Source organism: Streptomyces sp. NPDC001980 (genome assembly GCF_040296885.1).
Classification (GTDB): Bacteria; Actinomycetota; Actinomycetes; order Streptomycetales; family Streptomycetaceae; genus Streptomyces.
Window position 1 is genome coordinate 150,671 of record NZ_JBEOYD010000016.1, and the last position, 23,834, is coordinate 174,504.

General features: G+C 72.0%; 21 protein-coding genes. 7 read left to right on the plus strand and 14 right to left on the minus strand.

Features of this window, described 5'->3' with window-relative positions:
• Positions 1–18: 18 nt before the first annotated feature.
• From ABT137_RS24955 to ABT137_RS24965, 3 genes are all read right to left on the minus strand, one after another.
• Positions 19–987 (minus strand): alpha/beta hydrolase, encoded by a 969-nt coding sequence (locus ABT137_RS24955; protein WP_351712469.1) that lies wholly within the window; start codon positions 985–987, stop codon positions 19–21.
• Positions 988–1,221: 234 nt separating this feature from the next.
• Positions 1,222–1,902: an alpha/beta fold hydrolase gene (locus ABT137_RS24960; RefSeq protein ID WP_351712471.1), complete on the minus strand. Its 681-nt coding sequence runs from the start codon at positions 1,900–1,902 to the stop codon at positions 1,222–1,224.
• The gene (locus ABT137_RS24965; protein ID WP_351712473.1) at positions 1,895–2,485 is read right to left on the minus strand and encodes a TetR/AcrR family transcriptional regulator; all 591 of its coding nucleotides are present in this window, start codon (positions 2,483–2,485) and stop codon (positions 1,895–1,897) included. The genes ABT137_RS24960 and ABT137_RS24965 overlap by 8 nt, the downstream gene beginning before the upstream one ends.
• Before the next feature lie 116 nt (positions 2,486–2,601).
• Between ABT137_RS24965 and ABT137_RS24970 the strand changes: the two genes are divergently transcribed.
• Positions 2,602–3,864 carry an MFS transporter gene (locus ABT137_RS24970; RefSeq protein ID WP_351712475.1) on the plus strand — a complete coding sequence of 421 codons (1,263 nt, stop codon included), beginning with the start codon at positions 2,602–2,604 and terminating at the stop codon, positions 3,862–3,864.
• Between the two features lie 15 nt (positions 3,865–3,879).
• On the opposite strand, the gene ABT137_RS24975 is transcribed toward ABT137_RS24970, so the two are convergent.
• The 5 genes from ABT137_RS24975 to ABT137_RS24995 all read right to left on the minus strand — a co-directional run bounded on the left by ABT137_RS24975 (position 3,880) and on the right by ABT137_RS24995 (position 9,238).
• Positions 3,880–4,680: an ABC transporter permease gene (locus tag ABT137_RS24975; protein ID WP_351712477.1), complete on the minus strand. Its 801-nt coding sequence runs from the start codon at positions 4,678–4,680 to the stop codon at positions 3,880–3,882.
• A gap of 5 nt (positions 4,681–4,685) precedes the next feature.
• Complete coding sequence (locus ABT137_RS24980; protein ID WP_351712479.1) at positions 4,686–5,492, minus strand: ABC transporter permease; 807 nt, start codon at positions 5,490–5,492, stop codon at positions 4,686–4,688.
• Complete coding sequence (locus tag ABT137_RS24985) at positions 5,492–6,499, minus strand: ABC transporter ATP-binding protein (protein ID WP_351712481.1); 1,008 nt, start codon at positions 6,497–6,499, stop codon at positions 5,492–5,494. The genes ABT137_RS24980 and ABT137_RS24985 overlap by 1 nt, the downstream gene beginning before the upstream one ends.
• Before the next feature lie 181 nt (positions 6,500–6,680).
• Positions 6,681–7,916 (minus strand): ROK family transcriptional regulator, encoded by a 1,236-nt coding sequence (locus ABT137_RS24990; RefSeq protein ID WP_351712483.1) that lies wholly within the window; start codon positions 7,914–7,916, stop codon positions 6,681–6,683.
• Between the two features lie 68 nt (positions 7,917–7,984).
• Positions 7,985–9,238, minus strand: a complete 1,254-nt coding sequence (locus tag ABT137_RS24995) for an FAD-binding protein (RefSeq protein ID WP_351712485.1) — start codon at positions 9,236–9,238, stop codon at positions 7,985–7,987.
• Between the two features lie 162 nt (positions 9,239–9,400).
• Here ABT137_RS24995 and ABT137_RS25000 point away from each other — a divergent pair, with 162 nt between their 5' ends.
• The 5 genes from ABT137_RS25000 to ABT137_RS25020 all read left to right on the plus strand — a co-directional run bounded on the left by ABT137_RS25000 (position 9,401) and on the right by ABT137_RS25020 (position 15,547).
• A complete protein-coding gene (locus ABT137_RS25000) occupies positions 9,401–10,408 on the plus strand; it encodes a hydroxyacid dehydrogenase (RefSeq protein WP_351712487.1) in 1,008 nt (335 codons plus the stop codon).
• Between the two features lie 71 nt (positions 10,409–10,479).
• Complete coding sequence (locus tag ABT137_RS25005; protein WP_351712489.1) at positions 10,480–11,547, plus strand: LacI family DNA-binding transcriptional regulator; 1,068 nt, start codon at positions 10,480–10,482, stop codon at positions 11,545–11,547.
• Positions 11,548–11,650: 103 nt separating this feature from the next.
• Positions 11,651–12,325: a pyridoxamine 5'-phosphate oxidase family protein gene (locus ABT137_RS25010; protein ID WP_351712491.1), complete on the plus strand. Its 675-nt coding sequence runs from the start codon at positions 11,651–11,653 to the stop codon at positions 12,323–12,325.
• Positions 12,326–12,383: 58 nt separating this feature from the next.
• Entirely contained in the window at positions 12,384–13,703 is a 1,320-nt protein-coding gene (locus ABT137_RS25015; RefSeq protein ID WP_351712493.1) for a radical SAM protein, read from the plus strand.
• Between the two features lie 332 nt (positions 13,704–14,035).
• Positions 14,036–15,547 carry a cellulose-binding domain-containing protein gene (locus ABT137_RS25020; protein ID WP_351712495.1) on the plus strand — a complete coding sequence of 504 codons (1,512 nt, stop codon included), beginning with the start codon at positions 14,036–14,038 and terminating at the stop codon, positions 15,545–15,547.
• A gap of 97 nt (positions 15,548–15,644) precedes the next feature.
• Here ABT137_RS25020 and ABT137_RS25025 read toward each other — a convergent pair whose 3' ends face one another.
• From ABT137_RS25025 to ABT137_RS25035, 3 genes are all read right to left on the minus strand, one after another.
• Positions 15,645–16,649, minus strand: coding sequence for an ABC transporter substrate-binding protein (locus ABT137_RS25025; protein WP_351712497.1), 1,005 nt, complete (start codon positions 16,647–16,649; stop codon positions 15,645–15,647).
• Between the two features lie 68 nt (positions 16,650–16,717).
• Positions 16,718–17,752: an ABC transporter permease gene (locus ABT137_RS25030; RefSeq protein ID WP_351712499.1), complete on the minus strand. Its 1,035-nt coding sequence runs from the start codon at positions 17,750–17,752 to the stop codon at positions 16,718–16,720.
• Positions 17,749–18,543, minus strand: a complete 795-nt coding sequence (locus ABT137_RS25035) for an ATP-binding cassette domain-containing protein (RefSeq protein WP_351712501.1) — start codon at positions 18,541–18,543, stop codon at positions 17,749–17,751. The genes ABT137_RS25030 and ABT137_RS25035 overlap by 4 nt, the downstream gene beginning before the upstream one ends.
• 200 nt (positions 18,544–18,743) lie before the next feature.
• On the opposite strand from ABT137_RS25035, the gene ABT137_RS25040 reads away from it, so the two are divergent.
• Complete coding sequence (locus ABT137_RS25040) at positions 18,744–19,760, plus strand: LacI family DNA-binding transcriptional regulator (protein ID WP_351712503.1); 1,017 nt, start codon at positions 18,744–18,746, stop codon at positions 19,758–19,760.
• A gap of 245 nt (positions 19,761–20,005) precedes the next feature.
• Here ABT137_RS25040 and ABT137_RS25045 read toward each other — a convergent pair whose 3' ends face one another.
• The 3 genes from ABT137_RS25045 to ABT137_RS25055 all read right to left on the minus strand — a co-directional run bounded on the left by ABT137_RS25045 (position 20,006) and on the right by ABT137_RS25055 (position 23,566).
• Positions 20,006–21,811 carry a DEAD/DEAH box helicase gene (locus ABT137_RS25045; protein WP_351712505.1) on the minus strand — a complete coding sequence of 602 codons (1,806 nt, stop codon included), beginning with the start codon at positions 21,809–21,811 and terminating at the stop codon, positions 20,006–20,008.
• 96 nt (positions 21,812–21,907) lie between these two features.
• The gene (locus tag ABT137_RS25050) at positions 21,908–22,111 is read right to left on the minus strand and encodes a cold-shock protein (protein WP_351712507.1); all 204 of its coding nucleotides are present in this window, start codon (positions 22,109–22,111) and stop codon (positions 21,908–21,910) included.
• Positions 22,112–22,246: 135 nt separating this feature from the next.
• Positions 22,247–23,566, minus strand: coding sequence for an acyltransferase family protein (locus ABT137_RS25055; protein ID WP_351712509.1), 1,320 nt, complete (start codon positions 23,564–23,566; stop codon positions 22,247–22,249).
• Positions 23,567–23,834: the final 268 nt, after the last annotated feature.

Sequence of the window (23,834 nt, forward strand, 5' to 3'; positions counted from 1 at the left end):
TGTGTGGGGACGTCTCCGCTAGGCCTGGTCGGTTCCGAGGGCGTTGCCCAGGAACGTCGTGGCCTGGTCGATCGCGCCACGGGCGGCCTCGGACTTGCTGAGCGAGTTGAGCAGCATGAAGTCGTGGACCGTGCCGTCGTAGCGCACCGTGGTCACCGGGACGTCGGCCGCCCGGAGCTTGGCGGCGTACGCCTCGCCCTCGTCGCGCAGCACGTCGGCCTCGTCGACGATCAGCAGAGCGGGCGGCAGGCCGGAGAGCTGCTCGGCGGTGGCCTGGTTGGGAGACGCGGTGATCTCCGCGCGCTGGTTCGGGTCGGTCGTGTAGGCGTCCCAGAACCACTCCATCAGCTTGCGGCTCAGGTAGTAGCCGGTGGCGAACTGGTCGTAGGAACCGGTGTTCATGGCCGCGTCGGTGACCGGGTAGTACATCGACTGCTGTACGAACGTGACGTCACCGCGCTCCTTGGCCATGAGGGCGAGTGCGGCCGTCATGTTCCCGCCGACCGATTCCCCGGCCACCGCCATGCGCTGGGCGTCCAGCCCCTTGGAGGCTCCCTCGCGGACGATCCACTGGGCGGCGGCGTAGCCCTGCTCGATGGCCACGGGGTAGTGGGCTTCGGGCGAGGGCGTGTACTCCACGAAGACCACGGCCGCGCGTGCGCCGACCGCCAGCTCGCGCACCAGGCGGTCGTGGGTGCCGGCGTTGCCCAGTACCCAGCCACCGCCGTGCATGTACAGCACGACGGGCAGCATTCCGGTGGCGCCCTGCGGTTTGACGATGCGTACCCGTACGTCGCCCACGGCGGCCGGCACGGTGATCCACTCCTCGTCGACCGGCAGCTTGTCGACCGGTGCGGCCTGGAGGTCGTCGAGGACCTTGCGTGCAGCGGTGGGATTCAGCTCGTACAGGAACGGATGGTGCGAGGTTGCTTCGGCGAGTTCCCGTGCTTCGGGTTCGAGGACGATCGAGGCGGTCTGAGCAGCCATGGGAATGCTCCCTGGGGAAAACCGAGAACGGCATGGTCGGGAAGTCCGGGAAGGGCATGGCGCCGAGCGCACAAGGCTGACGAGCGTCGTGGTACGCCGGCGCCGTGCGGTGGCCGGCGGAGCTTGCGCCCTGGGTCAGGCCCTCGGCCAAGACCTACTGTCCACCATAGTCACGCCTCCTCCGTCGCTGCATTCCAGGTGTGCGGCCGGTCGCTCTGCGTCATCCCTGCTGTGTCACCCGGTCCCGAGCAGTGTCTCCCTGACCCGGTCGGCGAACCCGGCCGGGTCTTCGAGGACGCCGAGGTGGCCGCCGGGGAACTCCGTGCAGGCCGCGCCGGTGTGCTCGGCGACGAACTCCGCGGTGCGGTACAGGAGCTGGCCCTTCGAGTCGGTTCCGGCCGCGATCGTGAGGCGGGGCAGGGCGGCCGGTGGGCGGTAGGTGGTGAAGGGGCGGAGGACGTGGGCGAGGAAGACGGCCATCGGGGTCCCAGGGGCCGGGCGGGCGGCGTCGAGCTGCTCGATCAGCTCGGTGCGCAGTCGCTCCCCGTCCGGCAGCAGCGTGACGCACGGGGGTTCGTGTGCGATGACGTGCCGGAGCCGGTCCGGGTGGCGGGCCAGCAGGTCGAGGGCGGTGATGCCGCCGGCGCTGGTGCCGAAGACGTACGCCGAGTCGCCGTCCGGCAGTACCTCCGCCAGGACCCGGTGCGCGCCCTCGCTCCAGTCCGCCACGCGCTGGTCGGCGACCGGCTCCCCCAGGTGGCCGTGGGCGAGGCCCAGCGGGTCGTACGTCACGACCGTGAAGTGCGCGGCGAGACGTTCCGTGAGCGGGCCCAGGCCCATGGGGTGCCCGGCTCCGCCGGGGAGCACGAGCAGCACGGGGCCGCTGCCGGTGACGTCGTAGTGCAGGTCAGACATGGTGGTCGGTCTCCTCGCGGGGCCAGTTCTCGAGTGCGATGTGCAGGGCGTCGATCGCCCGGTCCCAGGAGGCGCGGACGTCGCGCGGCGCGTTGAAGCCGCCCGAGGCCTCCAGGGCGCAGTAGCCGTGGAAGGTGGCGCGCAACAGGCGTACGGCGTCGGTGAGATCGGGCTCGGCCAGGCCGTAGCCGCGCAGCATGCCGTAGGTGATCTCCACGGTGCGGCGCATGGCGGGGTTGTCGGGGTCGACGAGCGTGGGGTCGATGCGGATCTGGGTGGCCGCGTAGCGCCCGGGGTGGGCGAGCGCGTAGGCACGGTAGGCGTCGGCGTAGGCGGCCAGTGCGTCCCGTCCGGACCGGCCGGCCACGGCGACGGCGATCCGGTCGATCATCTCGCCGCCCGCGAGCAGCGCGAGCCGGTGGCGCAGGTCCTGGAGGTTGCGGACGTGCGAGTAGAGGCTCGCGTCCCGCACGCCGAAGCGGCGGGCCAGCGCGGACAGCGAGACCTGCTCGAAGCCGGCCTCGTCGGCCAGTTCGGCCGCCGCCGCGACCAGGCGGTCGGCGGTGATCCCGGCACGTGCCATGTGACGCCTCCAGTTAGGTTTCCAAGGCAGAAAGCTAGAGTCTCTAGGTTTTGGCCGCAAGTGATTATGGCGCCTGCCCGGCGGCATAGGGTTGCGGAGAGGCGGAAGGGGGAGCCGTGGCATACGGCGCGCGGCGGGTGGCGCGGGCGGCGGCGCGGAGGCGCGCGGCGGACGGCCGACCCCTCTGGAGACAGCGGGACTTCGGGTTCTTCTGGCTCGCCCAGACCCTCTCCGTCCTCGGTGACTCGTTCAGCCTGATCGCGCTGCCCCTGCTGGTGCTCCAGGCGACCGGCTCGGTGGCCCGGATGGGCCTGCTCACCGGTGTCGGCGGGGCCGCGATGGTGCTGGCGGCGGTCTTCGCCGGCGTGGTGGTGGACCGGGTCGACCGGCGCAGGCTCCTCATCGCCTGCGACCTGGTCCGGATGGTCCTCTACGGCCTGGTCCCGCTCGTCTGGCTCGCCGGGCCGCAGCTGTGGCTCCTGTATGTGGTCCTGCCCCTGTGCGAGGCCGTCGGGATGCTCTTCGCCGTCGGGTACGTCACCGTCGTCCGTGGACTCGTCGGCACTGGCCAACTCACGGAGGCCAACGGTCGGTTGAACGCCACGGCGGCCGCGGCCGGCGTCCTGGGCCCCCTGGGCGCGGGCCTGGTCGCCGCCTGGACGGGACCGGCCGACGCGGTGGCCGTGGACGCGGCCAGCTACGCGGTGTCGGCGAGCTGCCTGTTCTTCGTACGGCTGCGGGAGCGGGCCGGAGACGATCGCGTGCCCAAGGGCACCGGCGTGGGGCGCGACCTGCGCACCGGGATCTCGTACCTCGTCCGCCATCCCGTGCTGCGCTCGCTCACCGGGCTCCTCTCCCTCTTCAGCTTCCTCACCCTCGGCATCAACGACCTGGTGATCTACCACCTGAAGCACGATCTCGGCCACGACGACGGAACGGTCGGCACCGTGCTGGCGGTCGGCGCGGTCGGCACCGTCACCGGGGCGCTGCTGGTCGCCCGGCTCCGCCGGCGGCTCGGCTTCGGGCCGACCTGGATCGGCACGACCGCGGTGTGCGGACTGGCCTTCGCCGGGCTCGGCCGGCTGCACACGGTGCCCGCCGTGGCCGTCGTGACCGCGGTCTACCTGGCCTGCGTGGGCATGGCGGGCACCTGCTCGATGTCACTGCGCCAGGAGATCACCCCCGAACCCCTCCTCGGCCGCGTCACCTCCGCTCACTGGACCCTCCAGTACTCGCTGGCCCCGGTCGGCGCGGCCGTCCTCACCTGGGCGGCCGAGCGTTACGGCACCGCCCCCGTGGCCGCCGCGGCCGGAGCCTGCTGCACCCTGATCGCCCTCGCGGGCCTGTGCACCCCGATCCGTGGCGCGGGGCGCACCTGACACGGGCGGGGAACGTCAGCCGTTCACCCCCGTGTAGTGCCCCAGCGCCCACCGCCACAGCAGCCGGCCGGCCAGGTAGGCGAGCAGGCCCAGCAGCGGGGAGGCGGCCGCCAGCCAGTAGGGGGCGCCGGTGGAGTGGCCGTGGCCGGTGAGGACGGCCGCCGGGAAGTAGGCGACGAAGGCCAGCGGGAGGCCGTAGGTGAGGAGGCCGCCGACCGCCCTCGGGAGGACGTTGAGGGGGTAGCTGCCGAAGGTGCCGAGGAGTTCCTCCAGCCAGCGGCCCCAGTAGTCGGCGGCCGGGAAGCGCAGGGAGGCCGAGGCGACGACGGTGAACAGGGCGGCTTCCAGGAACATGCCGCCGAGGACCGCGGCGATGAGGTAGGCGATCCGGCCCGGCGTCCAGTCCAGGTGGCTGCGGCCCAGCGCGCCCGCCATCAGGCCCACCGCCACCGTCAGGTCGCCGATCGCGTTGGTCGGGAAGAACTCCAGCTGGACCTGGCGGTAGACCGGGAGCGGGCGGAGCAGATACGCGTCGATCTTGCCCTCCTGGATGTGCCGGCCAAGACCGTGCACCCGGCCCAGGAAGAGCACGAACAGACCGTGCGCGAGCATCCGGGTCGCCGGGATGAGGAGGACGTCCGAGCTGTCCCAGCCGCCCATCCCGGCGAACCGGGTCAGCAGCACGGTCGCGAACACGATCACCGACACCTGCCAGACCGCGCCGATCGCGATCATCATCAGGAACTCGGTGCGGTACTCCAGCTGGGCACGGAAGTTGAGCTGCGTGACCCGCCAGATGATCCGGACGGCGTTCATGGGCCTCAGCCTCCCTGGGAGACGACGCGGCGGGCGGCGCGCCGCCACAGGAACCGGGTGAGGAAGCGCAGCGCCACCAGCCAGGCCGCCTGGACGCCGAGCTGGAAGCCCGCGTCGGACAGCGGGATGCGACCCACGTACAGCGACAGCGGCACGTTGAGCGTGGCCTGGAACGGCAGGAACGAGCTGAGGACCAGGAACCAGTGCGGGAAGAACCAGAGCGGGGCGTACACCCCGGACATCAGGTTCTGCGCAAAGACGAGGATCAGCAGGGCGGCCGTGTTGCGCAGTGTCCAGAAGCACAACTGGTCGATGAGCAGCATGACGTAGTGCAGGACCCACTGGCCGAGGAGCAGGCTGAGCGCGAACACCCCCGCCACGGCCGCCGATTCGGGCGGCACCACGACGCCGGCCGCCAGGCAGATCGTGTAGCCGGTCAACGCCCAGGCGAGTCCGTAGAGTTGCTCGCCCAGGGCGCGCAGCGCGTAGTAGCGGTGCGGGGAGAGCGGGCGCAGGTACCAGTAGACGATCGTGCCGTAGTACATGTGCTGCACGACGGTGTCCCGGGCCGCGTACTGGTCCAGCTCCCGCAGCCGGGAGGCGAGTACGGCCAGCACCGCGAAGGTGACCGCCTGGTCGCGGGAGAGCCCGGCGGTCGTACCGGTCTGCGCGTACAGGCCGTGCCACAGGGACGCGACCAGCACCACCTGCACGGTCAGCCGCAGCAGCGCGGCGGTGACCCGGGGCGGGGTGTACAGCTCGCCGAGCGGGGTGACCCGGGCGGCGCGCCAGGCATAGGTCAGGGTCGTCATCACGCCGCCTCGGCCCTGGCCCTGGCCTCGGCGTAGGCCGCGCGCATCACGTCCTCCAGGTCCGCCTCGTCCACCGCCACACCGGTCACCTCGTACCGCTCGATGACCAGCTTCAACGCCTGGTGGACGGTGGGCGCGGCCGGACCGTCCGGGCCGAACACCACCTGGGGTCCCTCATGGCTCACCAGCGCGATGCCCGGCAGCGGGCCGACCGGGGTGTGCGGGTCGGCGAGCGTCGCCCGCACCTGCCAGGTCGAGCCGAAGTCCCGGCGGACCTCGTCCAGAGTGCCGTCCAGCACCAGCCGGCCGTGGTTGACCAGCACCACCCGCTCGGCGAGCCGCTCCACCTCGGTCATGTCGTGCGTGGTCAGCAGCACGGTACGGCCGCGCTCGGCCACCTGGTACCGCAGGAACTCGCGAACCTGCTCCTTCACCACCACGTCCATGCCGATGGTCGGCTCGTCCAGGAAGACGACCGGCGGATCGTGCAGCAGGGCGGCGGCCAGGTCGCAGCGGACGCGCTGGCCGAGCGAGAGGTGCCGCACGCGGGTGTCCCAGAAGGCGGAGAGTTCCAGAAGCTCGTCGAACTCCCGCAGGCGTGCCGCATGTTCGGCCTTCGGCACTTCGTAGATGTCCCGGAGAATCGCGAACGACTCGCGCACCGGCAGGTCCCACCACAGCTGGGTCCGCTGCCCGAACACCGCGCCGATGTTCCGGGCGTTGCGCTCCCGTTCCCGGTACGGCACCACGCCCGCGACCCGGGCCTCGCCGGAGGTCGGGGTGAGGATGCCGGTGAGCATCTTGATGGTGGTCGACTTGCCCGCGCCGTTCGGGCCGAGCAGGGCGAGGAGTTCGCCCGGGGCGACGTCGAAGGAGACGTCGGAGACCGCGTGCTTCTCGACGCGCTCGGGGTTGACCAGGGATCGCAGGGCGCCCGCGAAACCCGGGCGCCGGACGGTGGTGTGGAAGGTGCGGGACAGACCGCGGACCTCGATGCTTCCGGCCACGCCGGTGCCTCCCTCGTTCCGTGCACGACGTACGGCCGGTCGGCTTGTGAGGCCGACCGGCCGCGGATACGCCACGACGGTCGCAGAGCGCCGAGGAGCCCGGCAATGGATTAATCGACCCGCGATTTGGACTATTCGATCACCGGGACGGCGGCGTCCATGGCCGGGAGGACCGCGTCGATCAGCGGGCAGCCGGCACGGTACGGCCCGGGCGTACGCCGTTGCGCAGGCCCACCGACCGCAGCGCGCCCTCCAGCGCGAACGTGGCCGCGCCCAGGCAGACCGGGTCGGTGGGGATGGGGGAGAGGACGATCTCGGTGGCGGCGAACGGCCGCCCGAGCGCGTGCCGCCGGACGGCCTCTCGCACCTCCGCCAGCAGCGGCTCGCCGAGCCGGCGGGCCACCCAGCTGCTGAGCACGACCAGCTCGGGGTTGAGCAGATTGACCAGGTTGGCGATCCCGGCACCGATGTAACGGGCCGTGTCCCGTACGACCTCGACCGCGACCGGATCACCGTCCGCCAGGCCCCGGGCCAGCGCGCCCACGGTGGCCGTCTGGTCGTCCGGGTGCAGCAGCGGGCTCTGCGGGCTCAGCTCCCGCAGGTTCAGCATGATCCCGGGGGCGCCGACGTACGTCTCGACGCAGCCGTGGTTGCCGCAGTGGCACGGCCGCCCGTCCAGGACGAGCGTCGTGTGCCCCCACTCCCCGGCGCTGTTGCTGACACCCCGGTGCAGCCCGCCGCCGAGCGCGAGCCCGGCGCCGACCCCGGTCCCGAGGTTCACCACCACGGTGTCCCCGCGCCCCCGTGCCGCCCCGAACCACTGTTCGGCCACCGCACACGCACGCAGCGGATTGTCCAGGTGGATGGGGTAGGCGATGTGTTCGGCGAGCAGGTCGAGCAACGGCACGTCGTGCCAGTCCCAGTTGGGCGCGTACTCGGCGATGCCGGTGGCCCGGTCCACCTGCCCCGGCACGCTCACCCCGACGCCCAGCACCCGCGCGCCCTCGATGCCGGCCTGTGCCACCACCGCGCCGACCGCCGCGGCCACCTGGCCGACCACCTGCTCCGGCCGGATCCCGCCGGGGCGCATGTCCTCCTCGGCGCGGGCCAGCACGTTCAGGGCGAGGTCGAACAGCTCGACGTGGACGTACGTCTCCGCGATGTCGACGCCGATCAGCGCGCCCCCCGAGGCGTTGACCGCGACGAGTCCCCGGGGCCGGCCGCCCGCCGAGTCCTCGAAGCCGACCTCCGTGATCATCCGCAGTTCCAGCAGCTCCCCGACGAGGGTGGCGACCGTGGCCAGGCTCAGCCCGGTGACGGCCGCCAGCTCCTGCCGGGAGGTGGGAGACTCGGCGATGATGTGCCGCAGTACCTCGTAGCGGTTCGCGGTGCGGATGTCACGTGATGTGTGCTTCACGCGGCGCAAGGCTATGGCCTGGGAAGCGCTTTCGACAAGGCATTAGGCTAAGGGTTTGATTAAGTCGGTCAGCCCTGCAGGACATCCGCCACGAAGGGGTTCGCGAACTTCCCGTCGGGGTCCAGGTCCCGGGCCAGGGCCCGGAAGTCGCCGAGACGCGGGTAGCGCCCGCGCACTTCCGCCGCCGGAACGGCGAAGACCTTGCCCCAGTGCGGCCGCGGGTCGAACGGCTCCAGCGCCTCCTCCAGCCGCCGCACCACGGGCAGTACGGCCGTCAGGTCGTCCACCCACGTGAAGTGCAGGGCGACCGAGTCACGGCCGTGGGCGGGGCTGAGCCACTGCGGATCGGCGGCGATCGTCCGCACCTCGCAGGTCTGCAGGACGGGGGAGACCGTCTGCCGGATACCGTCGACGGCGTGCAGTGCGTCGACGGCCGTCGTCCTCGGCAGCAGGTACTCCGACTGGAGCTCGTCGCCGCTGCTCGGCGTGAACTCCGCCCGGAAGTGCGGCAGCCGCTCGTGCCAGGGCCCCGGCACCCCGAACTGCTGGGTGCAGTTGCCGGCCGGCATCCCCGGCACCGGGTGCATCGCCTCGGTCGCGGGCGCGGCCCACTCGAAGTCCGTGGCGGGCCGGTCGGTGCGCCGCTTCACCCACACCTGGCGGAAGCCCGGCGCCCGCCAGTCGGTGAACAGGCTGACGCTGTAGGCGGCGCCGGAGACCGCCGGGAAGTCCAGGCCGTCCAGGGGGAGTTCGGTGTATACAGTCTGCGCCATGTCATATGCCGCCTCCAGGTCCAGGGTGAGCGCGGTGACGGCCCCCAGCGCCCCCAACGAAGTCACCGCCCCCTCGAAGCCCGCCTCCCCCCGCGCGATCGTCACCGTCGAGCCGTCGGCGAGGACCAGCTCCACCTCCCGCACGGGCGCCGCGAGCGACCCGTTGGCCACCCCCGAGCCATGGGTGCCGGTGGCGACCGAGCCGGCCACCGAGATGTGCGGCAGCGAGGCCATGTTGGGCAGTGCGAGGCCGTGGGCGTGGACCGCGCGGGCCAGCTCGGCGTACCGCACCCCGCCCGCGACCCGGACCGTACGGGCCGCCGTGTCCACCTCGATCACCGGCGGCAGCCCGGCGATCGAGACCAGCACGCCCTCCGGGCCCGGATCGGCGATGCGGTTGAAGGAGTGCCCGCTGCCCAGCACCCGTACCCGCGTGCTGCCGGCCACCAGCGACCGGAGCGCGTCGAGCGAGTGCGGGCGGTGGAACTCCTTGGCGGTGTACGTGATGTTGCGTGCCCAGTTGGTGACCGTCTGCGCCGGATCCGTCATCTCTGCCGTCCCATCCCTGTCGTTCGCCGGAGAGTGCCGGCCGTCCTGTGAGCAGTGTCCGTCCCCTCCGGGGGGTGCCTGTCCATTGACCCTCTCATTCGCCGAGACCTACGGTAGAGACCGGTTGCTATCCGCGCGTCACCGAGCCGGAAGGTCACTTCCTTGCCCGAGCGTCCCCAGGCACTGTTCGCCATGACAGCCCAGAACGTGCCGCACATCTTCCCGCCGGAGGTACTCGCGCGACTGCGCGGGTACGTAGAAATCGATCCCACTCTGGTGGCGCACGACTTCACCGACCCCCGAGTACGGGAGACGCTCGCCCGCACCGAGGTCCTGGTCACCGGCTGGGGCTGCCCGGTGCTGGACGCGGCCGCCCTGGACGCGGCGCCGAAACTCCGGGCGGTGCTGCACGCGGCCGGCTCGGTCAAGGGCTTCACCACGCCCGAGGTGTGGCGGCGCGGCATCGTGGTCTCCTCGGCCGCCGCCGCCAACGCGCTGCCGGTCGCCGAGTACACCCTGGCGATGATCCTGCTCGCGGGGAAGGACGTCTTCGCCTTCCGTGACCTGCTGCGCACCCGCCGCGCCTTCCCGTACGGCGACATCGTCCCCGGCATCGGCAACTTCCACCGGCGGGTCGGCATCGTCGGCGCCTCCCGCATCGGCCGCCGGCTCCTGGAACTCCTGCGCCCGTACGACCTGTCGGTCGCCCTCGCCGACCCCTACGTGGACGCGGCGGAGGCCGGCCGGCTCGGTGTGCCCCTGCTGCCCCTCGACGAACTGCTGCGCACCTCGGACATCGTCACCGTGCACGCCCCCCAGACCCCGGAGACCCGGCATCTCCTCGGCGCCCGCGAACTCGCCCTGATGCCGGACGGATCGGTACTCATCAACACCGCGCGCGGCTCCCTCCTCGACCACGACGCCCTGATCGAGGAGCTGCGTACCGGCCGCCTGACCGCGATCCTCGACGTGACCGACCCGGAGCCGCTGCCCGCCGACTCCCCTCTCTTCGACCTCCCCAACGCCTTCCTCACCCCGCACCTGGCCGGCTCGCAGGGCAACGAGGTGGCACGGCTCGGCCTCACCGTCGTGGAGGAGGCCGGCCGGCTGCTGACCGGTGACGGTCTCCTGCACGCCATCGACCAGTCGGTCCTGGAGCGGGCCGCGTGACGGGCCGTCCGCCGGGCGCCCCCGGCCGTCTCGTAGGGTGACCTGAACACATGACGAAGGGGAGCCGAGCGGTGGCGAAGCGGACACAGCCGGCGCCGAACGGGGACGCCTCGACGGTACGGGACGTGGCCGCGCGGGCCGGCGTCTCCGCGTCGACCGTCTCCCGGGTCCTCGGCGGCACCTACCCGGTGGCCGCCGCCACCCGCGCCAGGGTCCTGAAAGCCATGCGCGAGCTGGACTACGTGGTCAACGCGCACGCCCGCGCGCTCGGCGGCGCCACCAACAACACGGTCGCCTTCGTCGTCGACGACGTCACCGGCCCCTTCTACGCGCACATCGCCCGCGGGGTCGAGGAACAGGCCTCGGCGGAGGGCCGGCTGTGCATGCTGTGCACCACGCACGGCGACCCGCGCCGCGTCCTCGCCGTCGTGGAGACCATGCGGGAGCAGCGGGCCGACGCGGTGATCGTGGTGGGCGGCGCCCTCCAGGACAAGGCGTACCACGACCGGATGACCCACTTCGCGCACGCCCTGGACCGGTCCGGCTCCCGGCTGGTCCTGGTCGGCCGCCCGCCGCTCGGCCCCGGCGTCCCGGCCACGGTCGTCGACTACGACAACGAGGGCGGCGCCTTCGCCCTCACCGGCCACCTCCTCTCCGGCGGCCACCGGCGCGTCGCCTACCTCGGCCGCGTCCCCGGCCTGTCCACCAGCGCCCAGCGGATCGCCGGCTTCACCCGCGCCCACGAACTCCTCGGCCTCGCCCCGGACCCCGGCCTCATCCTCGACGGCGTCTTCTCCCGCTCCTACGGCTACCAGGCGACCCGTGAACTCCTCTCCTCCGGACGGGAGTTCACGGCGATCTTCGCGGCCACCGACATGATCGCCACGGGCGTGATCCAGGCGCTGCGGGAGTCCGGCCGCCGTATCCCCGACGACATCGCCGTGGCCGGCTACGACGACATCCCGGTCGCCCGGGACGTCTACCCGACGCTCACCACGGTCCACGTGCCCCAGGAGGAGCTGGGCCGCGCCGCCGTCCGCCTCGCCCTGCACCGCGACGAGCTGCCGGACGGGCAGCATCTGGTACTGGGGACGCATGTGGTGCTGCGGGAGTCGACGCGGCGGGCTGCCGGCGGCTGAACGGACGGAGCGCGGTCTGCGGATTTCGTTGTCCTGTGCGGTGTCAATCGCTGCAATCGGTGATGATGTGGTCATCGTGCCGCGATATCGGTAGCGTGCGACTATGAGTCCCGACCCGTTGTCCCCGCGCCTCCCGGCGACCGACCTCACCCGCCACCGCCGGCTGCGCGAGCAGGGCAGCCTCGACCGGGCCGACCTGGAGGCGATTCTCGACGCCGGGTTCGTCTGCCATCTGGGGGTCGTGATCGAGGGTCGTCCGCTGGTCGTGCCGACGGTGTACGGGCGGGACGAGCGGCAGCTGTATCTGCACGGCTCGGTCGCCAGCCGCAGCCTCGCGAGCGGCACCCCGGTGTGCGTCACCGTGACACACGTCGACGGCCTGGTGCTGGCGCGGTCCGTCTTCGAGCATGGCGTCAACTACCGCAGCGCGGTGATCCACGGCACCGCCCGCAAGGTGACCGACCCCGAGGAGAAACTGACCGGCCTGCGCCTCCTCACCGAACACACGGCCCCGGGCCAGTGGTCGTACGCCCGTCTGCCGAACCGCAGGGAGCTGGCCGCCACCACTCTCCTTGCCCTCTCCCTGGAAGAGGCCTCCGTCAAGATCCGTACCGGAGCGCCGGAGGACGGCGACGGACCGGACGCGGAGCTGGGGCTGTGGGCCGGCGTCCTGCCGCTGACCTCGGCCTGGGGCGCGCCGGTGACGGATCCCGCACTGCCCCCGGACACCCCCGTACCGGGACACATCGCGCGCCGAGAGGGGACCCGGCACGGCTGACGGCGGAGCGGGGGCATACGGTGAGGAGCCGAACGCCTGAGCCGGGAGGAGACACGGGATGGGCAGCCGTACCGCGCTGGTCGAGGATCTGATGGAGAGGTTCCCGCACGTACCGAGGGAAGCCGTCTTCAAGGAGGACCTGCTCCGGGGCGGTGTGGCCTTCGACCCGTCCGCGCTGAGCGACAACGAGAGCGGCGAGGTCAAGCCGAAGTCGTACTTCATCTTCTCCTTCGACCACGGCACCCTGCCCGAGCTGGGCGAGGCCGCGCTGCGCCGGCCGCCGGAGGAGATCATCCTCACCGGCGGGCCGTACGACCTGCGGCGGACCGTGGTGTCGGTGCGCGTGAACCCCACCTCGCCGTACCGGGTGGCCGCGGACGAGGAGGGCGTGCTCGGGCTCTACCTCGACGGGAAGCGGATCGCCGACGTCGGTGTGCCGCCCATGCCGGAGTACTACCGGCACAAGCTCGCCAACGGGAAGTCCGTGATGGAGGTCGCCCCCACCATCCAGTGGGGTTATCTCGTCTACCTCACCGTCTTCCGGGTCTGCCAGTACTTCGGCGCCAAGGAGGAGTGCCAGTACTGCGACATCAACCACAACTGGCGCCAGCACAAGGCGGCCGGGCGGCCCTACACGGGCGTGAAGGACGTCGAGGAGGTCCTTGAGGCCCTGGAGATCATCGACCGGTACGACACCGCCAAGACGTCCACCGCCTACACACTGACCGGCGGCGCGATCACCAAGACCGTCTCCGGACGCGACGAGGCCGACTTCTACGGGCACTACGCCAAGGCCATCGAGGAGCGGTTCCCGGGCCGCTGGATCGGCAAGGTCGTGGCCCAGGCGCTGCCGCGGGACGACGTGCAGCGGTTCAAGGACTACGGCGTGCAGATCTACCACCCCAACTACGAGGTGTGGGACGAGTACCTGTTCAAGATGTACTGCCCGGGCAAGGAGCGGTACGTCGGCCGGGACGAGTGGCACAAGCGGATCCTGGACTCGGCCGAGATCTTCGGCGCGCGGAACGTGATCCCCAACTTCGTGGCCGGCGTGGAGATGGCCGAGCCGTTCGGGTTCAAGACCGTCGACGAGGCGATCGCGTCGACCACCGAGGGGCTCCGCTTCTTCATGTCGCACGGCATCACGCCCCGCTTCACCACCTGGTGCCCGGAGCCGACCACCCCGCTCGGCAAGGCCAACCCGCAGGGCGCCCCGCTGGAGTACCACATCCGGCTGCTCCAGGCCTACCGTCAGACGATGGAGGACTTCGGGCTCTCCTCCCCGCCCGGCTACGGCCCGCCCGGACCCGGCCGCGCCGTCTTCTCCGTCAGCTCCTTCATGGACAGCCTGCCGGCGGAGGAGCCGACTGAGGTGTGACGTCCGGCAGGCGCAAGTGACTTTCGGGAACGGTGAGTCGAAACGCGGTCGCTGTCCGTACTAGAGACCGGAGTTGTGGGTCGCGGCGGGCACGAAAGCGTTCTCTCGCCGGTCCGAGAGGCCGGACGACTGGGAGCGGCGGTTGACGTGACGCCGGTGGCCGGTGGTATGGGTGACGGGGAGAATCCGTGGCACGACCATCGGTAACCGGTTTCGAATATGCCGCTTGTCAGTTGTGCAGGAGACGTGAAAAGCTCGGGCCCTGCCGTGAGGTTCCCCCCAACTCCGTTGCCGATACGGTGAGTTGACCTCGCTTTGGATGCAGGAGACCCATGCCCGACCTGCCGACCCCTCAGGACGCCGCCGAGGCAGCGCTGTTCTCCGAATGCTGGGACGCGGTGCTCTCCTATGCCGACCTGTGCACGTCCGGCTCTCTGACGGCCAATCAACTGGCCACCGAGGCCTTCACGCTCGGCATGCGTGAGGCCCGTGAGGCGGACTTCGCGCCGCTCCGCAGCTCCGGACGGCGCGCCGCCCGGCTTCCGATGATCCCGCTGCTGCTCACCGCCGTGCGCAACACGGCCGCCGCCTGGGAGGCCGGCGGACTCGGGCACAAGCTCGATCCGGACCTCAGGCTGTGGCTCAACTCCGAGAAGGCCGCGCGCTACACGGGTCCGCCGCTGCTGCGGCCCGTCGCGCTGCGCGGCCTGCGCGACATGCAGGACGCGGACGCCTCGCTGCTGTGGCTGGCCGAGGTGGAGGCGCTGCCGCTGTCCTCCGTGGCGCGCCGGCTCGGTCTCGACCCGGCCGTCGTCGCCCAGGAGTTGGAGCAGGTGCGCGGACTCTTCCGCGACCGCTGCCACCGCGCCCACCTCGACACGCCGATGGCCGCCGAGTGCCGCAGCTATGCCCGGCTCCTCGACGCGGTCACCCGGTCCTCGGCGGCCGACACGCCCGAGGACCTCTCCCGGCACCTCGCCACCTGTGTGCAGTGCGCCGAAGCCGCCGCCTGTCTGCGGCTGCACGGCGGCGGACTGCCCGCGGCGCTCGCCGGCGGGGTCATCGGCTGGGGCGGCCTCGCCTACCTGGAGCGCCGCCGGCGCGCCGCCGAGGTACGGCTCGGCGCCGGCCGCCCGGCCACCGCCGACAACGATGGCGGCGACCCCAAGGAGAGCGGCGGCCGGGGCAAGGTGCTGCGGCACGGTCTGCTCGGCGCGGCGGTGCTGATCTCGCTGGTGGCGCTCGGCGTGTCGATGATGCCGATGGGCGGCGGCTCCGGCGACGACACGGCCACCGCCTCCCACGACGACCGCCAGCCGGTCGCCGACCCCACGGCCGACGTCCCGTCGGCCGACCCGACCGCCACGCACACCGCGTCCGCCTCCGCGGCCCCCTCCTCCTCGGCCACCGCCGGGAAGCCGGGCCACAAGAACCCCGACCCGGAGCCCCAGGGCACCTCCTCGGCCACGGCGAGCACCGGCCACCACGGCACCGCCTCCGCCTCCGCCAGCCCCACCACCCCCGCGGCGGCCACCTGTCAGGTCTCCTACGACCTGGTCAACCAGTGGACCGACGGCTTCCAGTCCACCGTCACCGTCACCACCACCCAGGCCCTGACCGGCTGGCGGGTCCAGTGGTCCTTCCGGGACGGCCAGAAGGTCACCCAGATGTGGGACGCGACCGTCAGCCAGAACGGCGGCCAGGTCACCGCCGACGCCGCCGACTACAACCAGTCGGTCGCCGCGAACGGCACCCTGTCCTTCGGCTTCCTCGGCACCTGGAGCGGTCGGAACTCGGCGCCGTACGCCTTCACGCTGAACGGCGGCTCCTGCTCGCTGAACTGAGCCGAGCCGCCCGTACGACCGGCGGCCGGGAAGACCCAAGTCGGTGGGTCCGCCCGGCCGTCGGTCGTATGTCAGACCGGTTCTTTCAACCCCGCGCTCAGCACTGCGACTTGTAGAAGTACTTGCTGACCGACGGCTCGTTCATGTTGTCCTTGGTGATCGCCACCATGTTCGTGCCGATCGACTTGCTGACCGACTTGCCCTCGAAGGCGTTGGCGAGCTGGTCCACCGCCTGCCGGCCGATCGCCGCCGGGTCCTGGGCGACCAGCACCTGGAGGGTGCCCGCCTTCAGGGAGGCGATCTCGTCGGGCTCGGCGTCGAACGCGGCCACCTTCACCGCGCCCTCCTTGCCGGCCTGCTTCAGACCGGTGGCGATGCCCTGACCGGTGTTGGTGTTGCCCGCGAAGACCCCGCCGAGGTCCGGGTGCGCGGCGAGCGTCGACTGGATCTGGGAGGCCGCGGTGGCCGGCAGGTCGTTGTCGTAGAGCGTGGGCAGCACCTTGATGTCCGGGTACTTGGCCATCTCCTCGGTGAAGCCCTTGATCCGCGCGTCGGTCGTCGACACGCCGGGCTTGACGCTGATGACGATGGCCGAGCCCTTCTTGTTCATCAGCTTGGCCAGCGCGTCGGCGGCGACCCGGCCGCCCTTCTCGTTGTCCGACGAGATCCGGGTGATGCCGATCGAGGTGTCGGTCACCGTCGTGTCCACCAGCGCCACCTTGGTGCCGGCCGACTGGATCTGCTTGAGCGACGGCGTCAGCGCGCTGGTGTCGACCGGCGAGATCAGCAGTCCGTCGGGCCGGGACGCGGCCGTCGAGTCGAGCAGCGGCCGCTGCACCGACACGTCCCACTGCGCGGAACCGTCGGCCGTGAAGTCCATCCCCTTGGCCTTGGCCTCCTCCTGCGCGGCACAGGTCATGGTGATGTAGAAGGGGTCGCTCTTCACCCCGGTGATCAGCCGGACCTTCTTGCCCTTGGCGCTGCCCGAACTCCCCGAGCCGCCACCGTCGTCGGACGAACCGCACGCCGAGGCCCCCGCGCCGAGGGCCAGGACCGTGCCCACCGCGACCAGCAACCGGCGCCTGCTGCGAATGCTCCTCATCACGGAGTTCTCCTTAGTCACGAGCGATTCAGTAGTCACGATCGATGTAGTGGTCACCAGTGATTCGGTCATGCGCGTTCCCGGGTCTTCCTGCGCAGCTGGTCGATGTAGACCGCCACGACCAGCACCACGCCCACCGCCACGTCCTGCCAGTACTGCTGGACGCCGATCACGATCAGCCCGGTGGTCAGCACCGCCGGGATGAACACGCCGATCACCGTGCCCAGCACCGAACCCCGGCCGCCGAACAGGCTGGTGCCGCCGAGGACCACCGCGGTGATCACCTTGAGGTTGTCGGTGGAGTGCCCGGCGATCGACGTCGTGCCGTACGAGGCCAGCCACATCACCGCGCCGAACCCGGCCAGCAGCCCCATCAGGCCGTAGACCTTGACCAGTTGCCGGCCCACCGGAATGCCCGCCCGCCGCACCGCGGTCGGGTTCGACCCGATCGCGAGGGTGTGCTCGCCGAACCGGGTGGCGCCCAGCACCGCGCCGAAGATCGCGGTCACCACGGCCGCCAGGATCACCATCCAGGGGATGCCCAGCACCTTCCCGAAACCGAGGCTGTTCTGCAGATGCGTGGAGGCCGCCCCGGCCGGGTCCTGGCCGCCGGTGGCGAGCTCGGCGATGCCCAGCGCCGCGCCGAGCCCGCCCAGCGTCACGATCAGCGGCGGCACCTTGCCGGTCGCCACCACCGCGCCCTGCAACGCACCCCACGCCGTGCCCACCGCCAGCGCGATGACGACACAGAACGCGACCGTGCCCCAGCCCGAAGTCGCCCCGCCGTGATGGATGTTGTACTCGCCCGCCGCCACCGCGGCCAGCACCAGCACCGAGCCGATCGACAGGTCGATGCCCGCCGTGATGATCACGAACGTCATGCCGACGCCGAGCACCAGGTAGATGGCCGCGTTCACGGCGATCTGGGTGATGTCGTACGTGGTGAAGAACTTGCCCGGCGCCGCGATCGTGAAGAACAGGACCAGCGCCACCAGGATGACGAAGGTCCACAGTTCGTTGAGGGCCGCCGCGCGGCGCACCCACTCGGGCACCGCGGACCGGCCGCCCACGGCCGCCGGGGCCTTCTCACTCTGCGCCGTCATCGTGCGCCCTCCGCTTCCCCGGTGCCGTTCGGCCCGTCCAGCGAGCCGGTCATGGCCCCGACCAGCTCCTCGATCGTCGTGTCGGCGGCGGTGTACGACGCGACGCGCCGGCCCAGCCGCAGCACCTCCACCCGGTCCGCGACCGACAGCACCTCGGGCATGTTGTGGCTGATCAGCACGACGCAGACGCCCCGGTCGGCGACCCTGCGGACGGTCTCCAGGACCCGGGCGCGCTGGACGACGCCCAGCGCGGCGGTCGGCTCGTCCATGAAGATGACCTTGTGGGCGAAGGCGACGGCACGGGCCACCGCGACGGACTGCCGCTGCCCGCCGGACAACGTTGTCACAGCAGCCGTCACATCCTTGAGCTCCACACCGAGTTCGGCGAAGGCCTTGACCGCCTCCCGGCGCATCGTGGGCCGGTCGAGCACGCCGAGGCGCCCGAGCAGCCCCCCGCGTACGATCTCCCGGCCGAGGTACAGGTTGGCCGCCGCGTCCAGGTCGGGCGCGAGCGACAGGTCCTGGTAGACGGTCTCCACGCCCTGCCGCTGGGCGTCCATCGGACCGGAGAACCGCACCGGCGCACCGTCCAGGCGGACCTCGCCGGCATCGGGGGCGAGCACGCCCGACAGGACGTTCACCAGAGTGGACTTGCCGGCACCGTTGTCACCGATGAGGGCGACGACCTCGCCGGGGTATGCCGTGAAATCGGCGCCCGAGAGCGCCTGGACGTGGCCGAAACGCTTGACCACCCCATGTGCGGTGAGCAGTGGTTCCCTTGCAGAGGCCATGTTGTGCCTTCTGGTTGGTATCGTTAACAGCTTGGCTGATTCTTGGGGCGCCCACAGCGGGGTGTCAAGAGTGGTGCAGCCGGTCGCCGAGCGCGCTGGTCGCGCCTCATCTCCCGCTGCTTGCAAGGCCGTTGATACGCGTGCGAGTTGGTAACGTTAACGAGTCGACGCTCAAACGTGACGCAGGTGGAGGACGTGGCGTGGCAGCCACCCGGCCGACCATGAAGGACGTTGCCGCGGAAGCGGGCGTCAGCACGATGACGGTGTCCCGCGTCGTCAACGGCGATTCGGCCGTCGCCCCGCGGACCGCCGCGCGGGTGGAGGCCGCGGTCCGCAAGCTCGGCTACCAACGCGACGACGTGGCACGCCAGTTGCGCCGCACCCACGAACTGAGCCAGATCATCGGCCTGTTGGTCGACGACGTGACCGACCCCTTCATGGCCGCGGTCGCCTCCGCCGCCGAGGACGTCGCCCGGCAGCGCGGCAGCATCATGCTCATCGGCTCCAGCCGCGCCGACCTGCGCCGCGAACGCGAAGTGATCGCCGCGTTCACCGCCCGCCGCGTCGACGGCCTGATCCTCACCCCGGCCGCCGGCAGCCACCGCTTCCTGCGCCCCGCGCAGGCGCAGGGCACGAAGATCGTCTGCGTGGACCGGGCGGCACCCGGACTGGACGTGGACGCCGTGGTGGTCGACAACTTCGGCGCGGTGCGCGGGGCCGTGGAGCAGCTGGTGGCGCACGGCCACCGCAGGATCGGCTACCTGGGCGACACGCCGAGGATCTGGACGTTCGGCGAACGCCGGCGTGGCTATCTGGCGGCGCTCGCCACCGCGGGCATCACGGCCGACCCGGCGCTGGTCAGGGACGCCGTGCGCACCGGCCCGGAGGCGGCCGCGGCGGTCGCCGGGATGCTGGCGCTGCCCGACCCCCCGACGGCTCTCCTCGCCGGCAACGAACTGCTCGCCTTCGGCGCCCTGACCGCGGCCCCCGGCGATCTCGCCTTCGTCGCCTTCGACGACTTCGCGCTCGCCTCGCGGCTGACCCCGCCCGTCACGGTCATCGCCCAGGACCCGGTGGCCCTCGCGACCAGCGCGGCACACCTGCTGTTCGCCCGCATCCACGGCGACGTCTCACCCCCGCGCACGGTGGTCATGCCGACCCGGCTGATCCGGCGGGGGTCGGGGGAGATACCCGGGCCGTTCGTCGGAGGGGCGTAGAGCTTCGATGCGGGGGAGGTCCGGTCGGATTTCGGGTGCGGCCCGGTGGGGGCCGGTCGCGCAGTTCCTCCCCCAGCCTTCGGCCGGGGGTACCCCCAGCGCCCCTTCAGGGCGCGGCAGGGCGACGGCCCGCTGGATGCGTGGCCGCGAAGCGCCCCGTCAGGGGCGCGGGGAACTGCGCGATCAGCCACGACGGCGCCGCGGTCGGCAGACGGCACAGCGTGGCACTTCTTCCAGCGGAGCGCTCAGGTGGCCGGGGTGCGGCGGCCGCCTCGGCGGCCGGAGCCGTGGCCGCCCGTGCCGGTGGTGCTGCCGGCGGTCCCGCCGGACGGGGTGCGCCGCCGGGACCCGCGGTCGTCCTTGCCGGATGCGGTGCCGGTGGTGGTACCGGGCGCGGCCCGGCGGTCGGAACCGCGGCCGCCCGCGCCGCCGGCCGCCCCACCGGATGCGGCCCGGCGGTCGGTACCACGGCCGCCCGCTCCGGCGGCATCCCCCGTGGCCCCGGCGGTTCCCGTGCGGCGGGCGGAGCGGCCGTCCGCCGCGGACGTCCCGGCTCGGCCGCCCGCCGCGGCGGTGGAGGGCGCGACCGGGGTGGCCCGGCGGCCCGAACCGCGGCCGCCCGTCTCGGCGGACGCAGCGGGGGTGCCGCCGCTGCGGCGCCGGCGGCCGGACCCCCTGCCGCGCTTGGGGTCGGACTTCTGGTCCGGGCGGGACGCCGTGGTCGGCGCCGGCTGTGGTACCTCGATGACGACGGGCACACCGGAGGGCTCACGGGCGCCGGTGAGGGTGGTCAGCTCGGCGTCGCCCGACGCGATGCGGGCCGTCCGGGGGCGGATGCCCGCGTCCGACATGAGCCGGGTGACGTCACGCTTCTGCTCGGGCAGGACCAGCGTGACCACGCTGCCGGAGCCGCCGGCGCGGGCCGTACGGCCGCCCCGGTGGACGTAGTCCTTGTGGTCGGTCGGGGGATCGACGTTCACGACGAGGTCGAGGTCGTCGATGTGTATGCCCCGGGCCGCGACGTTCGTCGCCACCAGAGCGGTGACGTGGCCGTTCCTGAACTGCTCCAGGGTGCGGTTGCGCTGCGGCTGGGAGCGGCCGCCGTGCAGCGCCGCCGCGCGGACACCGACGGCCAGCAGCCGCTTGGCGAGCCGGTCGGCCGATCTCTTCGTGTCGAGGAAGAGGATGACCCGGCCGTCGCGGGCCGCGATGCGCGTGGTGACGGCCTTCTTGTCGGTCTCGTCCTGGACGTGGAGCACGTGGTGCTCCATGGTGGTGACCGCCCCCGCGGACGGGTCCACGGAGTGCACCACGGGATCGGTCAGGAACCGCTGCACCAGGCGGTCGATGTTGCGGTCGAGGGTGGCCGAGAAGAGCAGCCGCTGTCCGTCGGGCCGCACCTGCTGGATCAGCCTGGTGATCTGCGGCAGGAAGCCCATGTCGGTCATCTGGTCGGCCTCGTCCAGCACCGTGATGCGGACGTCGCCGAGTACGCAGTCCCCGCGTTCCACGAGGTCGTTGAGCCGGCCGGGACTCGCCACGACCACCTCGGCGCCGCGCCGCAGGGTGGCGGCCTGCTTGGTGATCGACAGTCCGCCGACCACGGTGGCCAGCCGGAGGTTCACCGCCGTCGCGTAGGGCGTCAGCGCGTCCGTCACCTGCTGGGCGAGCTCACGGGTGGGCACCAGCACGAGCGCGAGGGGCGCCTTGGGCTGCGCGCGCAGTCCGGCCGTACGGGCCAGGAGCGCCAGCCCGAACGCGAGGGTCTTGCCGGAGCCGGTTCGTCCCCGTCCCAGCAGGTCACGGCCGGCGAGCGAGTTGGGCAGCGTCGCGGCCTGGATGGGGAACGGGGTGGTCACCCCCTGCGCGGTCAGGGTCTTCAGCAGCGCCGGGGGCATGTCCAGTGCGGCGAAGTCCTCGACGGCGGGTAGCCCGGGTGTCGTGTTCTCCGGCAGCCGGAACTCACGCGCCGACGCCCCGGACGGCGGGGACGCCGTGGAGGACGTGGACGACGAAGTGCGCCTGTTCGGCTTCTGGGGCCTGCGGGACATGCGGCTGTCTGCCTTCCTGGAACAGCACAAACCGGGGTCCGCACCATGACGATACGGACCCCGGCGAGTGGATACGCGTGGAGACGCGTCCGGCGATCAGACGGGGACGATGTTCTCCGCCTGCGGGCCCTTCTGGCCCTGCGTGACGTCGAAGGAGACCCGCTGGCCCTCCTGGAGCTCACGGAAGCCCTGGGACTGGATGTTCGAGTAGTGGGCGAACACGTCCGGGCCGCCGCCGTCCTGCTGGATGAAGCCGAAACCCTTTTCGGCGTTGAACCACTTCACGGTTCCCTGTGCCATGACCTTCTCCGATCTGTAGGCAGAGGCCCCATCCGGAGATGCCGGAAAAAACTAATGCGCCTGCAGGAGAAACGATCCCGTCAGGCGCACATAGGTTCATGGGTACCACAACTGCGCTGCAAGCCTAGCATAGCCTCACACCCGGTCCGGGGCACGCGTGGCCCCGGGCTGCCTGAGGCGTTCCGCGGCCGTCCACCGGGGAAGCATCACCAGCACCGTGCCCAGCGCCAGGCCCATGGCGGGCAGCACGGGGAGCCGGCCGTCCGGCGCGAAGCCCTGCACCGCGAAGCGGCCCAGAGCGGCGACGTCCACGGCCAGCCCGGCCCACAGCGGCCAGGCACGGCGCAGCCCGGCGTCCGGGACGGTCCGCCCGTACAGCACGCCCAGGCCGCGTTCCAACGGCCGCAGGGCGGAGACGACGCAGGCCAGGACGGCGCCCAGCACCAGCAGCCAGGGCACGCGCAGCGCCCACCACGCCGCGGACCCGAGCGTCGGCTCGGGCGCGAGGCCGGTCAGGTAGAACGCGGCGGCGACGATCAGCACCGGCAGCATGTGCCACAGATACAGCGTCATGCTGGCCGCGCCCACGGGGCGGACCACCCGCCACACCCGTTCGCGGTCCAGCAGCCGCCGCAGTGGCGGCGCGGCGAGGAGACTCACGCCGACCTGGGCGACCACCCACGCCAGCATCGCGGCCGACGGCGGATTGGTGTTGCTGGGACTCTGCCCGGTGACCAGGATCAGGCTGACCGGGAACGGCCCGAGGGCCACGAGACCGGCGAAGGCCAGCCCCCCGCCCGCCGCCATCGCGAGCGGTACGAGCCGACGGCCGGTCAGCAGACCGTCCCGCCAGCAGAAGCCCAACTGGTAGGCGACACCCCACACGAGCACGTAGTTCAGCAGTCCGACGTAGGGCGCGTGCACCGTCACCACGAGCGTGTCGGCCGCCAGGGCGACCGCCCCCAGCACCGGCGGGACGCGCAGTCCCCACCGCCGGTGCGCCGCGTACAGCACTGGCGTCAGGGCGCTGAGCAGCAGATACACCGGAAGGAACCAGAACTGCATCGCCATCGCCCAGCCCACCAGCGCCAGCGTGTCCGCGTCCACGCCGACCGCCGTACAGATGCCGACGGCGAGCAGCACCCCGCCGCTGTAGACGGCCACCGGCAGCAGCAGCCGCAGCGCCCGCCGCCCCAGCCACCCCGCGGGCGTACCCCCGGCCGCCCGGGCCCGCGCCCAGGAACCCCCCGCGGCATGGCCCCCGGCCAGGAAGAACAGCGGCATGATCTGGAACCCGAGGGTCAGCCACTGGGTCCAGTCCACGGTCGCCAGCAGCTCCGGGGCGGTGATCCGCCCGTCGGGCTCCCGGACCAGGGCGGTGATCAGCCAGTGGCCGAGCACCACCAGCACGATCGCCCACGCGCGCAGGAAGTCGACGTACCGGTCTCTGCTCATGGCCGTCATGATCCCGGGGGCCTGTCGCCCGTCGTGGCGGAAAGCCCTGGCCGCAATCAATCCGTGCCCGGTACGACATCGTCCGCGGGGCCCGGGACCCGGTCGCCATGGAGCCTCCTGACGTCGAGCGGTAATTCGGTGACGGCGTGGTGCGGACAGCCTCTAAGGTCGGTGGCGTCGGAGCGGCTACCCCCGGGTGCCGCGGGTGACTCGGCTCGAACAGGGAGGTGTTGACCGATGGCTGTCGTTGCGATGGGCGCTGCCCGCG